This is a genomic window from Butyricimonas hominis (assembly GCF_014287455.1).
In the GTDB taxonomy this organism is placed as follows: Bacteria; Bacteroidota; Bacteroidia; order Bacteroidales; family Marinifilaceae; genus Butyricimonas; species Butyricimonas muris.
On record NZ_JACOOH010000001.1, the window covers coordinates 336,953 to 350,816 of the forward strand.

The following is a 13,864-nucleotide window of genomic DNA, read 5'->3' on the forward strand; positions in this document are numbered from 1 at the left end:
CAAGCTGCCGTTGATATAATATCTCGTTGATTTTTTTAAACTTTATGAACTTTATAAACCTTATAAACTTTACAAACTATAAATCCTCCAACCCATAGTTTTTTAGCTTATTATACAGGGTTTTTCGGTCGATTTGGAGCATCCGGGCAGCCTCGCTCTTGTTATTCCGGCACTTTTGCAGAGCTTCCTTTATTAATTCGATTTCCATCTCCCGGCGGGTACCCATCGTCTTTTCCGGTTCGACAGGCTTTTGTGATAATTCCGGTGGCAAGCATATCTTGGTGATTAATTTTCCTTGGCAAAGCAGGGTTGCCCGTTTCACGATATTACGCAATTCACGAAGGTTACCGGGCCAAGCGTAAGTATTAAATATCCGCATCACCTCATCATCAAATCCTGCCACTTGTTTACCCAATTCTTCGTTCGCCTTGTCAAGGAAATGATTGGCAAATACCATGATATCCTCTTTCCGTTCTCTTAACGGCAAAGCTTGGATGGAAAACTCGTTGAGACGATGGTATAAGTCTTCCCGGAAACGCCCTTCGGCAACAGCTTCTTTCAAATTCTCGTTTGTAGCCGAAATAATACGCACGTCAAAAGGCACATCGACACTACTTCCCACGGGATGTACCTTGCGTTCTTCAAGGGCACGCAACAATTGAACCTGCACGTCATAAGGCAGATTACCTATCTCATCGAGGAAAATCGTTCCCCCGGATGCCGTCACAAAATATCCTTGTTTATCACACGCTGCCCCCGTAAAAGCACCTTTCACGTGTCCGAAAAGCTCGCTCGTGGCAATATCTCTCGGGATAGCCCCGCAATCCACTGCCACGAAAGGCCCGTCTTTCCGGGCACTCGTCAAGTGAATCAGACGGGCTATATATTCCTTACCGGTACCGCTCTCGCCGTTAATTAAAACGGTCATCATGGTCGGTCCCACCAAACGGATATACTCGTACTGCTGATCAGCACTCTCACTTACCCCTTTTATATAAGCGAAAGCCGTTGTTTTAACTTTTGCCTGAACCGGCTTGGCAGGTTCCGTTTCCAGCTTCAACGCTTCCTGCAATTTCTTCAGAATTTCGTCCGGGATAACCGGTTTTGCCACGTAATCAAAAGCCCCCAACTTCATCGCCGTCACGGCTGTCTGAATATCGGCGTATCCTGTCATTAGCAACACCTGTGTCTCGGGTGTTTTCTCTTTAATCAACCGCAACAAATCAATCCCGTCCTTATCGGGTAAACGCAAATCCGTCAGCACAAGATCAAACGTCTCCTTGTCCAATTTTTTCACGGCTTCCTTGTACGAGAATGCATTCTCCACCTCGAATCCCCGTTTCCCTAACCAATTCTTCAACATGATACAGAAAGTCGTATCATCATCAACCACTAAGATTTTTGCCATACGTCGATTATTTTACACACGAAAATAGTTTTAATCGACTAAAGAAAAAAGTTTTTAACGCAATTTAGGATAAAGGGGAGTTTTCTTTATTCCGCTTCATGTTCGGGGTCACTTAAAAAGTGCGGTAGTAAAAGTCCCGAAATAGCCATCACGATGAAAAATATATACGTTACCATAATTCCTCCTTTTTTATCATTCAATCCTTTACTCTTATAATAGAGAATTGTATGCCATATCGGTAAACAGGGTAATACTATCACACAGATATCTAATTATCAATGACATGCTATAAAACTACAATTCCCCGTGGAATGTATTCCATGGGGAATTGTGTGGAAAAAGTGTAGAAAAAGACTACAATTTCAACAAGCGTTTTTCAGCTTCCCGAACAGCAGAAATATCCCACGCGGCCATTCTTTCGTCAAACCTGTCCTTTATTTTGTTCAGACAAAGATTCCCGATACTCCCCTCGTGCGTGTGATGAATCTCACGTGTCCCCGCGTGATACTCCCCCTGTTGGACTTGCATTCCTATTTTTCGATAGGCTTCCCGAAAAGGTACTCCCGCCATCACCATTTCGTTTACATCTTCCACGGAAAAAATATACCCGTAGCGGGGATCTTTCAGTATATCCCGTTTTAACGCCATGTCTTTCAGCACGAGATGAGCCATAAAAAGACAATCGTTCAATTCACGGAACGCGGGTAAATATAATTCCTTCGTTAATTGCATATCCCGGAAATAACCGGAAGTGAGATTCCCACACAACATTGCCATTTGGGTTGGCAATGATTGTAAGCGATTACACTTCGCCCGAATCAGTTCGAATATATCCGGATTTTTCTTGTGCGGCATAATGCTTGAGCCTGTCGTGTATTTATCCGGCAGATGCAGAAAACCGAAATTTCCACAGGCAAACAGACAGACATCGGCAGCCAGCCGCCCCAAAGTTGTCGCCACGGCAGCCAACCCGAACAACACGTTCTTTTCCATCTTTCCTCTTTGCATCTGAGCGTACACGACGTTATACGCCAGATCGGCGAATCCCAACAACCCGGTTGTCATTTTCCGGTTCAAGGCTATCGACGAACCGTAGCCTGCACCCGACCCGAGCGGATTGGTATTTACCATATCGTACGCCGCTTTCAAGAGCAACAAATCATCTGCCAACGATTCGGCATAAGCGCCGAACCACAACCCGAATGAAGAGGGCATCGCTACCTGCAAATGCGTGTATCCCGGTATCAGTATATCCTTGCTTTCCTCCGCCCGCTGTATCAACAAACGGAACAAGCGTTCCACGCTTTCCAATGTCTCGAAAATCGCTTCCCGCGAAAACAATTTCAAATCAAGTAATACTTGATCGTTCCGGGAACGTCCCGTGTGGATCTTTTTTCCCGCATCCCCACATTCCTCCACCAGCATCAATTCTATTTGCGAGTGTACATCCTCAACCCCTTCTCCTATCACAAACTCCCCCTTTTCCACCCGTGCATGAATACCGATCAATGCCTTTCGTAGTTGTCTGTATTCTTCGTCACTTACCAAACTCACGTGATGTAACATTTCCAAATGTGCCAAACTCCCCGTCACGTCAGCTTTCGCCAACATCACGTCCAATTCCCGATCTTTCCCGATGGTGAATGATTCGGTAAAATTGTCTATATCGTATCCTTTATCCCAAAGCCGCATGAATTTTAGATTTTAGATTTTAGATTAAACTCCTCCGTCGGCTACGCCGCCAAGTGAGCCCGGAAGCCGATCTCGAATGCGAGAGAAACAACCTGTAACTTGCCGCAGGCAAATGCAACCTGCAACTCGCCGCAGGCGACTATAAACAGAGGAGGAGCCAGAATAGTCTTTCGCTTCGGAAATCTTTTCATTTTCAATTTTCAATTTTCAATTTTCAATTATTATCCCGTCCAATATTCGAACAAACGTTTCTATTCCTCGCTCTATTTCATCCAAGCGAATATATTCATTCGCCGTATGGGAACGGGCACTATCTCCCGGACCAATCTTCAGTGAGGTGCATGGAATCACAGCTTGATTCGAGGTCGTGGGCGAACCGTAGGGTTCTAATCCCAACTCCCGACAACGCCGAACGACCGGATGCTCCGCGGGTACCGATGATGAATCGAGGGAGATAGAGCGGGGGGATACCTCGCATTTCACGTGGCGACGGATTGTATCAAGTATTTGTAAGTTCGTGTAAAGTTCATTTACCCGTACGTCCACCATGAAACGGCAAGTCGCGGGAACCACGTTATGTACCGTTCCCGCCTCAATCCCCGTAACGCTCATCTTTACCGCTCCCAACAGTTCCGACACCCGTTCGAAACGATAGGTGCGAAACCATTCTATATCTTGCAATGCCCCGTAAATAGCATTCACGCCTTCCTCCCGTGCAGCATGTCCTGATACTCCCGCAACATGGCAATCCAATACCATAAGACCTTTTTCGGCTATCGCGGGACGCATTCCGGTAGGCTCGCCCACGAGGGCAAAATCAATTCTCCCCAATTCCGGGAATACGCGTTGCATTCCCCCGGCTCCCGTGTTTTCTTCTTCCGCAGAACCCAAATACACCAGATTATACGCTTGTGGCTTTCTGTTCAACATGATGAACGCTGCCAACATGGACACGATACTTCCGCCCGTGTCGTTACTTCCCAAGCCGTACAATTTTCCATCCCTTACCGTCGGGGCAAACGGATCGGTATCCCATGCCCCACCGGGACGTACCGTGTCCAAGTGTGCATCCAGTAATAACGTGGGTTTCGCCGCGTCGAACTCCGGCGAGCGACTCCACACGTTATTACCTTGACGATGCACGTCGAACCTATATTTTTGCAGTATTCCGGTTATAACATCTGCCACTTGCCCCTCCTCCCCACTAAAAGAGGGGATGGATATAATCCGTTTTAATACTTCTATTGCCTCCTTTGTATCCATTATTCTTCTCCAGTTATTCGAGTGCCTGCCTCGGGATTATCCAATTCATCGGGATGAACCAATCGCACGGATTGTACTCCCGCGTGTATTGCAACAAACGAATATTCCAATTTTGGAATCATTCCAGCATAAATACGTCCTTCCTGTCTGAGTTTGTCATACATAACGGGAGTCAAACGAGGAATCACGGAATTTTCATCTTCCATATCTCTTAATACCCCACGTTTATTGAAACAATAGATTAATTCGACTTCTACGCGGGAAGACAAGGCTTTCGCGACAGCCGATACGATTCCATCGGCATTGGAATTTAATAATCCTCCCTGCCCGTCACACGTGATCGGTGACAGGACTGGTACAATCCCACTTTGGAACAACAATTCCAATACAGTACTATTTACATGTACAACATCTCCCACATGTCCCCATTCTACTCCTTCTTGCACTCTCTGTTTCGCACCCACCAAATTCATGTCGCAACCGGATAACCCGCAAGCGTTTACACCAAGTGTCTGCAACCGGGCTACCAATATCTTGTTCACCCACCCGGCGTATGCCATCACGGTTACACGCAACATCTCATCGTCTGTTACCCGACGCCCGTCAATCATCCGGCAGGGTATTCCCAAACGTTCTGCCAATTGTCCGGCAAATATTCCTCCCCCATGCACAATCATGAAAGGAGGTTCTATTTTCGCCAGTTTCCGACAGAGCAGCTCCAACCGCCCCTCGTCTTCCAACAATGCCCCGCCAACTTTTATTACTTTGTATCTCATGTCGCATTCATTTTCAATTTTCAACTTTCAATTTTCAATTGCCTTTAAAGCTTTCCGTGAAATAATCCACTTCCTCCTTTCTCATGCACAACGGGGGAAGTAACCGTAATGTATTTTTCCCGCTGTATCCCGTGATAATCCTGTAATTCGCCAACAAGCGGCGACGGAATATAATATGCGGAATATCAATATCCACTCCTATCATCAATCCCTTTCCCCGTACTTCAATTACCCCGGGTAATCCTCTCAGTTGTTCGGCAAAGTATTCTCCGACCTGCAAGGCGTTCTCCATCAGATTTTCACGCTGCATCACATCCAACACGGCAATGGCCGCAGCACACGCCAAGTGATTTCCCCCGAAAGTGGTTCCCAGTATTCCTTTCCTTGCCTCTATCCATTCGTGAACAAGTACTCCCGCCACCGGGAATCCGTTCCCCATGCCTTTAGCCATAGTAATCATGTCGGGTTTTATCCCGGCATAGCGATGTGCAAAAAATTGTCCGCTCCGCCCGTACCCGGATTGTATTTCGTCAAGTACCAACAAAGTCCCGCGGTTGTTACAACATTCTCGTGCCAATTGTAAAAAAGCAGGTTCCGCAACCCGGATTCCTCCCACACCTTGGATTCCCTCGATGATAACAGCCGCGTACTCTTCGCTTGCCAATTCCCGTTCGAGAGCTTTCTCGTCATTCAACGGGATAAACTTCACTTGATGCCCCATATTCCACGAAGCCCGTATTTCGGAATTATCGGTCACCGCCACGGCTCCACTTGTTCGCCCGTGAAAAGCCCCGCGCATGGCAAGCACCTTTGCCCGCCCGGTCACGAACGAAGCAAGTTTCAAAGCGTTCTCGTTCGCCTCAGCCCCACTATTACAGAGGAACAGGTTGTAATCCATACATCCCGAAAGGTGTTTCAATTTCTCCTCCAACTCTCCTTGCAAATGATTCTCCACCGAATTGGAATAGAAACCGATCTTTTCCAACTGTTCCGTGATTCCCGCCACGTACCGGGGATGGGTATGCCCGATGGAAATCACGGCATGCCCGCCATAGAGGTCAAGATATTTGTTTCCTTCCTTATCCCAAAAATACATTCCCTCTGCCCGGACGGGCTCTATATTTATCAGATTATATACTTCAAACATTTCTTGATCATTAAAAATAATTTGCTTTCAATCGTAATCCTGTCATTTCGTCTAAACCGAACATCAGGTTCATATTTTGCACCGCCTGTCCGGAAGCTCCTTTTATCAGATTATCAATCATTGATGTCACGAGCACGTTATCCCCCTCTTTATCCGGATGAATAAAACAATAATTCGTGTTCACAACTTGTTTCAATGACACCGGCTCATCGCTCATGAGTACAAACGGATGTTGCTCATAATACGTTTTATAAAGAGTTGTCAATTCCTCTAACGTGGCTTTACTTTGAAACACAACGTTCACCATAATTCCCCGTGTATGACATCCTCGCACGGGCACAAAAGCGATATCGGGTTCTGTTTTTGCTCCCGCCTCCTGCAAGGTTTCCCGAATCTCGCCCAAATGCTGATGCGTGAAAACCTTGTACACGGATAAGTTCTGCGCCCGGTTACTGTAATGCGTTTCTTCTGTTGGCCGTTGCCCCGCACCTGTCGATCCGGTTATGCCGAAGACCGTAATTCTATCTGTCAACAATCCACTCTTCGCGAAAGGCAACAAAGCCAACTCTATCGCAGTCGCGAAACAACCCGGATTTGCAACACGTTGACATTCCATGATCTTGTCCTTATTTAACTCCGGTAACCCGTACACGAAATTACCTGCCGACGCCCGTAAGCGGAAGTCATTACTCAAATCAATCACCCTCACGGATGGCGGTATCTTGTTCTCCGATAGAAAACGGGCAGAAACTCCATGCCCCATACACAGGAAAAGTACATCTATGTCATCAAAATCCAAATCCGTGAAAACCTGTTTTGAATACAACAAATCCCGATGTACCCGTCCTATCGGTTCTTCCCGGTGTGATTCACTCTGCAAATACCGCAATTCCACGGCGGGATGATTCACGAGAATCCGAATCAACTCTCCCGCCGTGTACCCGGCAGCACCTGCTATTCCAACTCTTATCATGACAATCAGTTTATAAAGTTCATAAAGTTTATAAAGTTCATAAGGTTTACAAGGTTTTAATAACTCACGAGATACCATATCAACGGCAACACAAGCTGCTGCTTTAATTTTGTCCGAAAGACACCCGTAACTTTATGAACCTTATAAACTTTATAAACTCATTTATTAACCGCCTCGTGTATTCTCAACGGCATTGACAATATTCGGGTAAAGCCCTTCACGTCTTCCGCTGTCCACGCGTTGTTTTCCTCCCCGTATCTGGCAAAAGAAGCATTCATTAGATCATGCGGAGAATGGCATCCCAACAAATCAAAGTGATAGGGACGCATCAATACCCGTACTTCACCCGACACGCTACGCTGCGAGTGTTCCAGAAATTTCTCGATATCCCGCATCACCGGTTCCCCGTACATCGCCTCGTGCAGAAACATCCCGTACCAGTTGCCCAATTGCTCCTTCCAGTACGACTGCCACTTCGTCAACGTGTGTTTTTCCAGTAATTCGTGCGCCTTGATAATAATTAACGGTGCAGCAGCCTCGAAGCCCACGCGACCTTTAATCCCTACAATCGTGTCGCCCACGTGCGTATCCCGCCCGATAGCCCAAGGGGTAGCCAAGGCTTCGACCGCACGGATAGCCTCGATTTTATCAGCATACGTTTTCCCGTTCACCGCACACAATTCCCCCTGTTCAAAGGCGAGAGTCAATTCCTCTTCCCCCACCCGCTGCAACGACGAGGGATAAGCCTCTTCAGGCAACGACCGATCGGACGTCAGAGTTTCCCGCCCACCAACGGAAGTACCCCAAAGTCCTTTATTTATGGAATAAACCAATTTTGTCCAATCACGTTCCACCCCCTTTGCTTTCAGATAAGCGATCTCGTCCTCCCGGCTCAATCGTAAATCACGAGTCGGCGTGATAATTTCCATATCAGGAGCGAATACCGAGAAACAAAGATCAAAACGTACTTGATCGTTTCCCGCCCCGGTACTCCCGTGTGCTAACGCATCGGCACCGATTTCCTTGGCATATCGCACGATTGCCAACGCTTGAAATGTCCGCTCGGAACTTACCGAAACAGGATAAGTTTTGTTACGCAACACGTTCCCGAATACCATATAGCGAATACACTGTTCGTAATATTCGCCCGTTACATCGAGCGTCACGTGACGTTTCGCCCCAAGGGCGTACGCTTTTTCCTCGATCACAACCAACTCTTCCGGCGAGAACCCGCCCGTGTTGGCAATCGCCGTGTAAACCTCAAGCCCCAGTTCATCGCTCAAGTATTTCACACAGTAGGAGGTATCCAATCCTCCACTATACGCTAAAACAACTTTTTTCATTTTTCTGTTATTTACAAACGACAAACAACTCCCCGTATTCCTGCTTTCCACCGGGATGATTTCCCGGTGCCTTAAAAGCAGCAAGCATAACACTCACCACCCGACGCAATTTTCGGAAGATTCTACCGGGTAGGTTCCCGCTCTTTTCCCCCGCCGCATCCCGAACACGGGCATGTACCTCCGGATCATAAATCATTCCCGTGCAAAGGCATTTTGTCATATTTGTCCGTTGTAAGATATCGTAATTTACGCATGATTTGCAACCAGCCCAAAACTCCTCGTCATCGGTCAACTTGGCAAAAGTAACAGGCACGTAACCCAACGAAGTATTGATACGCATCACTTGCTCGCCCGTGGTCAGACCAAACAATTTCGCCCGCGGGAATCGCCTTCGCGACAAATCGAAAGCGGCTTTCTTGATGCGTTTTGCCACTCCCAATCCCCGGTATGCCGGTACAACGATCAACCCGGAATTAGCCACGAATTTCTGGTGTCCCCAGCACTCGATATAACAGAAGCCCACGAACTCTTCTCTGTTCAAAGCAATAATCGCCTTGCCATCCCGGATTTTCCCGGCGATATACTCGTTCGTTCTTCTTGCTATACCTGTTCCACGCGCTTTTGCAGCGTTGTCAATCGCGTCATTTATCGCCGTCACGTATGACAGGTGTTTCTCGGACGCAACCAATACTTCAATCTTCATCTTCGTACAATTTAATCTAAATCATTCAAATCATTTTCCGTTTTCTCTATATGCATATTTATTTATTGAGTTTGCAAATATATGCATTAATATTCCAAACGAACAAGTATTTATGCCATTTTTTTGAAGAAAAATAGAATTCTCTTGCACGACATTATAAATCAAACGCTTCCAAAACAACCAAGCGTCACGTGGACACTTTACAGAGAATCTCTCGGGAATCACAAAATATTAGCCTCGCTTGACTATTGAATAAATATGCATAAATATAGACCAATAAAACTTTCTTACTTTCTCGTGCATGGAAATTCATCAAAATTCCGTAATATTGTGTTTTGTAATTAGAACGATGAAATATGTATAGAATTTGCTTCTTTCTGGTTCTTATCGGTCTTCTGATCGGTTGCGAGGACACATCAGTCCGACCGTCGCCCCCATCTCGTACCTACGAGCGCATCAACACGTTCACGAAAGACAAGATGACAGACCAGTATTTCTGGGCAGATGAAGTCAAGGATAAAAAGATAGAAGCAGATTTGGATCCGTTAACCTATTTCGCCAACATGAAATACGAGAAAGATCCATGGTCACGTATCACTAAATCACAGGGATTCGGTGAAATTGCCGATGCCAGCGGATACGAGAACGGATTCGGTTATCATCTCAATTTTTGGGAAGACAAGGGGTACATCATTGCCGAAGTGAATTTCGTGTATGACAATTCTCCGGCAGCAAAAGCAGGAATAAAACGAGGCGACCTGATTACCCGAATGGACGGTAAGAAGATTACCACGGAAAACTATACAAATCTTTATTACAAGAGTGTTTTATCTATCGGGTTGTCCGAGGATGAAGTATCGGAACCTTACAAGACGATAGAACTGACCGCACAGAATTTCACTATCAATCCTATACTCGCATACGGCGTTATCGACCACGAGGAACGTAAGATCGGTCATATCGCGTATTCCAGTTTCGTGTACCGTAACACCACTTCACTACTTCAATTGAACAACGTTTTCCAAAAACTAAAAGAAGAAGGTATCGAGGAATTAATTCTTGACTTGCGCTATAATTCCGGCGGATATATGCTTGCTGTTAAACGCTTGTGTTCACTTATAGCCCCGGAAAGTGTCGTGGAAAGTGAAGAAATTCTGATACACAAAAGATGGAACGACGTGTATCAAGAGAAATATGCAGATATACCGGAACAACTGGAAGAACGTTTCGACAAAACGGTTCCCGCCGATTCCCGCTTGAACTTATCGCGCTTGTGGGTAATTACAGGAAAAGAAACCGCATCAGCTTCTGAATTGCTTATCAGTGCTTTATCTCCTTACATGGAAGTTAATGTCATTGGTGTTCCCACTGTCGGGAAAAACATGGGAGGTATCACGTTTACCCCGACGGAAAGTGACCTGCAAGGTTGGAATATCACGTTGATATCCCTGCTCTACACGAATAGCCGCGGCGAATCCGTACGGGGAGGTATTCAACCGAAAGAATACATACCCGAACCATTCCCGCACCGGTATGAACTGGACGATGTAAACGATCCGTTGCTTGCCGCGACTCTCGCTCTGATTCCCGGGAAAACTCCGGTAGCACTAAAATCCAGAAGTATGTCCGTGGAGAAATACAACCGGATCATTCCCGAAAAAGCTTCATCCGTCGTGATATTCGAAGACCACGGGAAAAAATAATAACCAAGCGGTTTCCCCTCCTGTGCAAGGAGGGGCAGGGGTGGTAGTTATCAAGCATATACACCAAAAAAAAACTCGTGACAACAACTCCACGACCATATCAAAACTCAAAAAAACATAAATTTCTACGACAAGAATTACGCAATAATAGTACTCTTGCCGAAAAAATACTATGGCAGTATTTAAGCAAGAAACAAGTAAACAAATTTAAATTTCGTAGACAACACGGGATTGGTTCATATATTTTAGATTTCTATTGTCCTATCGCCCGATTAGGAATAGAACTAGACGGAAAAGTACACGAAGATGTCATTAGACAAGAATACGATTTGGAGCGTGAGGAATATTTAAAAGAAATTGCCAAAATACGAATTATACATTTTGATAATGAAGACATATTATATCACACGGAAGCTGTAATTGAGGAAATACAAAGGCAATTGGAGAATAGGTCGAAATAGAACTACCACCCCCACCCCTCCTTACACAGGAGGGGAAACGGGACGCAAGAAAACATTATAATATAAAAACAAGTGATCGTGTCCCGTATAAGGAGGATATTTTACTTCCTTTTGACAAGAGCGCCCCGTCCACTTACATCTTTTTTCGTGATACGGGGATTGCCGTCATACACAAGCAATCCGGCCGATGATAATTGCACTTCCAGCGTGCCCGACACGTATACCTCTGCTTTGGCTGCCCCGCTGACTCCCGCTTCGCAATCGGTTACCCGTAAATCCCACGCTTTTAAAGTTGCAGCGGAAGAAAGTTCCAGTTCCAAGTGATCGACCGCTCCCTTCAATTCCAATTTAGCGGCATTAGAGGCTTCCACGTCTAACTCTTTTCCTTCTACTTCCAATTTCACGACTGCTGCCCCGGAAGCATTTATATCCAATTTATTCACTTTCAACGGGGAACTTCCGATTAATCTTGCCGCCGATTCCACGTTAATATCAGTTATATCGGGCGCCGCCACGGATACATTCATAGCGGTAAAACTACGAATGATGACATTAGGGTCAAGGAACACGTTTAGCTGACCGTTCTTTATTTCCGTTTTCACGTACGAGATGATATTATCATCCGCTTCAATCGTGATCCCGAATTCCGTACCTTGTTTGAGGTACAACGTGATTCCCCGCTGCACGGAAACTTTCGTGAAAGATTGTTTGGCATCCCGTGCCTGTACTAAAAGATACCCTGTTCCTTTGATTCGTTTGACTTGCGCGACGGCAGTCCCGACAATCAATAACGCTAATAGTAATAATAAGTTTTTCATGGTGTTTAGTTTATAAGTCTATAAAGTCTATAAAGTCCATAAGGTCAAAAGTCTTGGACCCCTGCGGGGCGCTATATCAACAGCAGCATAAGCTGCCGTTTCAATTTTGTCCGAAGGACACCTATGACCTTATGGACTTTTGACCTTATAGACCTTACGGACTACTCTAATTTTCCCAACGATTTCAAATACTCCGTTTCACAAACCTTCAAAGCCGCTTTGGCATCCACCCAGTCACTCCATGCTTGTTGCCATTGTGCTTGAGCCTCAAGAAGATTGGTCAGACTCTCCATGCCGACGTCATATTGGTTGCGGGAAACTTTCAAGTTTTCCTCCGCCTGTGCCAGAGCCGACCGGGTAAGGTTTACACGAGTCTGGGCGTCGCTCAATTTAAAACGATTACCGGATATCTCCAGTTGCATCATTTCGCTCATCCTCTCTTTATTCAAACGGGTAATCTCTTCCTCGGCTTTCGCTACCCGCACTTTGTTACGTCCTTCCCCCCAGTTGAAAATCGGTATTTGAACCGAAGCCATAGCACTGAAAGAGGCAGAGTTGGAATTATCACCGTTCAATTTTAAACCGCCCCCGTAACTGTAACCTGCCATAACACCCACTTGCGGAAGGAAATCGGAACGGGTAACATTCACCTCTTTACGCTTCATTTCAACCTGTTTCTCAAGCATATTATAATCGGGACGCTGACTAAGTTCATCCGGTAATGACAAAATACCCGGTGTTATTGTCCCCGAAAGAGTATCGGTCAATTCCAAAGAAGTATTCAACTCCAACCCGATCAAACGGCACAGATTCATGCCTGCCAGCGTCCGACCGTGTTGTGCTTGTTGCAGTTGTAACAAGGCATCGTTGTGTTTCACTTGCGCTTTCAATACATCATTCAACGGAGCCATACCCGCGTCACGGGCATCCTCTAGGTTTTTCACCAGTTCACCCGTGACCTCTTTGTATTTCCGAGCCACAGAAACCAGCTCCTGCACACGGACATATTGCCAGTAAGCCTGCTCCAGTTCGACAAGCACTTCCGAACGATTGAGCCGGATATTCTCATCCGCCAACTCTTCACCGAATTTAGCCGCCTGATGTGCTGCCCGTATTTTACCCCCCATGAAGATCGGTTGCTGTAATTGCACTCCCGCCATATATACCCCTCTCATCGAAAGGGTAATCGGGATATCGGGCAAAAAGGCATACTCGTGAAAAAGGGGCTTGCCGTCAGTACCCATGACCGGTTTGCCGTCACCCCCCATGATCACGTTCGGCTGCAACTTGCCACTCTCGTCCGGCACATAAGTGGGAAGGTATCCCCCGGATAATTTGTACTCCTGTTTTTTCTGATAGTAGAAATACGTTCCCGAAGCAGAAAGACGGGGATAATAGTTCGCCCGGTACTCTTTCTTTGTCCAAATCGCTTTCTCTTTCTGCCGCTCGGCGATGGAGAGTTGTTTACTGTAATCAAGCGCCATAGCCCGGCATTGCTTCAAATCCAGTTTCTGCTGGGCACGAGGCGTCTGAAATGCAGCCAAAAAGATTATTATAATGATACAATATTTCATGAT

General features: G+C 46.0%; 13 protein-coding genes. 2 read left to right on the forward strand and 11 right to left on the reverse strand.

Annotation, left to right across the window (positions count from 1 at the left end; all coding sequences use genetic code 11):
- Positions 1-76 precede the first annotated feature (76 nt).
- From H8S64_RS01330 to H8S64_RS01370, 9 genes are all read right to left on the reverse strand, one after another.
- Positions 77-1,408, reverse strand: a complete 1,332-nt coding sequence (locus H8S64_RS01330; RefSeq protein ID WP_099291043.1) for a sigma-54-dependent transcriptional regulator — start codon at positions 1,406-1,408, stop codon at positions 77-79.
- Positions 1,409-1,762: 354 nt separating this feature from the next.
- On the reverse strand, positions 1,763-3,100 hold the full coding sequence (argH, locus tag H8S64_RS01335; RefSeq protein WP_186974640.1) for an argininosuccinate lyase: 1,338 nt from the start codon (positions 3,098-3,100) through the stop codon (positions 1,763-1,765).
- A 41-nt stretch (positions 3,101-3,141) separates the two neighbouring features.
- Positions 3,142-3,291 carry a hypothetical protein gene (locus tag H8S64_RS01340; protein ID WP_186974641.1) on the reverse strand — a complete coding sequence of 50 codons (150 nt, stop codon included), beginning with the start codon at positions 3,289-3,291 and terminating at the stop codon, positions 3,142-3,144.
- Between the two features lie 16 nt (positions 3,292-3,307).
- Complete coding sequence (locus tag H8S64_RS01345; protein ID WP_186974642.1) at positions 3,308-4,363, reverse strand: M20 family metallo-hydrolase; 1,056 nt, start codon at positions 4,361-4,363, stop codon at positions 3,308-3,310.
- Positions 4,363-5,139 carry an acetylglutamate kinase gene (argB, locus tag H8S64_RS01350; protein ID WP_186974643.1) on the reverse strand — a complete coding sequence of 259 codons (777 nt, stop codon included), beginning with the start codon at positions 5,137-5,139 and terminating at the stop codon, positions 4,363-4,365. Before argB ends, H8S64_RS01345 begins: the two co-directional genes overlap by 1 nt.
- A gap of 34 nt (positions 5,140-5,173) precedes the next feature.
- Positions 5,174-6,286 (reverse strand): aspartate aminotransferase family protein, encoded by a 1,113-nt coding sequence (locus H8S64_RS01355; protein WP_186974644.1) that lies wholly within the window; start codon positions 6,284-6,286, stop codon positions 5,174-5,176.
- A gap of 10 nt (positions 6,287-6,296) precedes the next feature.
- The gene (argC, locus tag H8S64_RS01360) at positions 6,297-7,259 is read right to left on the reverse strand and encodes an N-acetyl-gamma-glutamyl-phosphate reductase (RefSeq protein WP_186974645.1); all 963 of its coding nucleotides are present in this window, start codon (positions 7,257-7,259) and stop codon (positions 6,297-6,299) included.
- Positions 7,260-7,417: 158 nt separating this feature from the next.
- The gene (locus H8S64_RS01365; RefSeq protein WP_186974646.1) at positions 7,418-8,602 is read right to left on the reverse strand and encodes an argininosuccinate synthase; all 1,185 of its coding nucleotides are present in this window, start codon (positions 8,600-8,602) and stop codon (positions 7,418-7,420) included.
- 7 nt (positions 8,603-8,609) lie between these two features.
- Entirely contained in the window at positions 8,610-9,305 is a 696-nt protein-coding gene (locus tag H8S64_RS01370) for a GNAT family N-acetyltransferase (RefSeq protein WP_186974647.1), read from the reverse strand.
- Positions 9,306-9,661: 356 nt separating this feature from the next.
- On the opposite strand from H8S64_RS01370, the gene H8S64_RS01375 reads away from it, so the two are divergent.
- Both H8S64_RS01375 and H8S64_RS01380 read left to right on the forward strand, forming a co-directional pair.
- On the forward strand, positions 9,662-11,008 hold the full coding sequence (locus H8S64_RS01375) for a S41 family peptidase (RefSeq protein ID WP_186974648.1): 1,347 nt from the start codon (positions 9,662-9,664) through the stop codon (positions 11,006-11,008).
- A 77-nt stretch (positions 11,009-11,085) separates the two neighbouring features.
- Entirely contained in the window at positions 11,086-11,469 is a 384-nt protein-coding gene (locus tag H8S64_RS01380; protein WP_186974649.1) for an endonuclease domain-containing protein, read from the forward strand.
- Between the two features lie 101 nt (positions 11,470-11,570).
- Here H8S64_RS01380 and H8S64_RS01385 read toward each other — a convergent pair whose 3' ends face one another.
- The gene (locus H8S64_RS01385) at positions 11,571-12,287 is read right to left on the reverse strand and encodes a head GIN domain-containing protein (RefSeq protein ID WP_186974650.1); all 717 of its coding nucleotides are present in this window, start codon (positions 12,285-12,287) and stop codon (positions 11,571-11,573) included.
- 161 nt (positions 12,288-12,448) lie between these two features.
- Positions 12,449-13,861 (reverse strand): TolC family protein, encoded by a 1,413-nt coding sequence (locus H8S64_RS01390; RefSeq protein WP_186974651.1) that lies wholly within the window; start codon positions 13,859-13,861, stop codon positions 12,449-12,451.
- Between the last annotated feature and the right edge of the window lie 3 nt (positions 13,862-13,864).

Excerpts from the sequence above, each read along its gene's own strand:
- H8S64_RS01390 (WP_186974651.1), bottom strand. The coding sequence starts at position 13,861 with ATGAAATATTGTATCATTATAATAATCTTTTTGGCTGCATTTCAGACG.
- H8S64_RS01345 (WP_186974642.1), bottom strand. The coding sequence starts at position 4,363 with ATGGATACAAAGGAGGCAATAGAAGTATTAAAACGGATTATATCCATC.
- H8S64_RS01340 (WP_186974641.1), bottom strand. The coding sequence starts at position 3,291 with ATGAAAAGATTTCCGAAGCGAAAGACTATTCTGGCTCCTCCTCTGTTT.
- argC (WP_186974645.1), bottom strand. The coding sequence starts at position 7,259 with ATGATAAGAGTTGGAATAGCAGGTGCTGCCGGGTACACGGCGGGAGAG.
- argB (WP_186974643.1), bottom strand. The coding sequence starts at position 5,139 with ATGAGATACAAAGTAATAAAAGTTGGCGGGGCATTGTTGGAAGACGAG.
- H8S64_RS01330 (WP_099291043.1), bottom strand. The coding sequence starts at position 1,408 with ATGGCAAAAATCTTAGTGGTTGATGATGATACGACTTTCTGTATCATG.
- H8S64_RS01370 (WP_186974647.1), bottom strand. The coding sequence starts at position 9,305 with ATGAAGATTGAAGTATTGGTTGCGTCCGAGAAACACCTGTCATACGTG.
- H8S64_RS01375 (WP_186974648.1), top strand. The coding sequence starts at position 9,662 with ATGTATAGAATTTGCTTCTTTCTGGTTCTTATCGGTCTTCTGATCGGT.
- H8S64_RS01385 (WP_186974650.1), bottom strand. The coding sequence starts at position 12,287 with ATGAAAAACTTATTATTACTATTAGCGTTATTGATTGTCGGGACTGCC.
- H8S64_RS01365 (WP_186974646.1), bottom strand. The coding sequence starts at position 8,602 with ATGAAAAAAGTTGTTTTAGCGTATAGTGGAGGATTGGATACCTCCTAC.
- argH (WP_186974640.1), bottom strand. The coding sequence starts at position 3,100 with ATGCGGCTTTGGGATAAAGGATACGATATAGACAATTTTACCGAATCA.
- H8S64_RS01355 (WP_186974644.1), bottom strand. The coding sequence starts at position 6,286 with ATGTTTGAAGTATATAATCTGATAAATATAGAGCCCGTCCGGGCAGAG.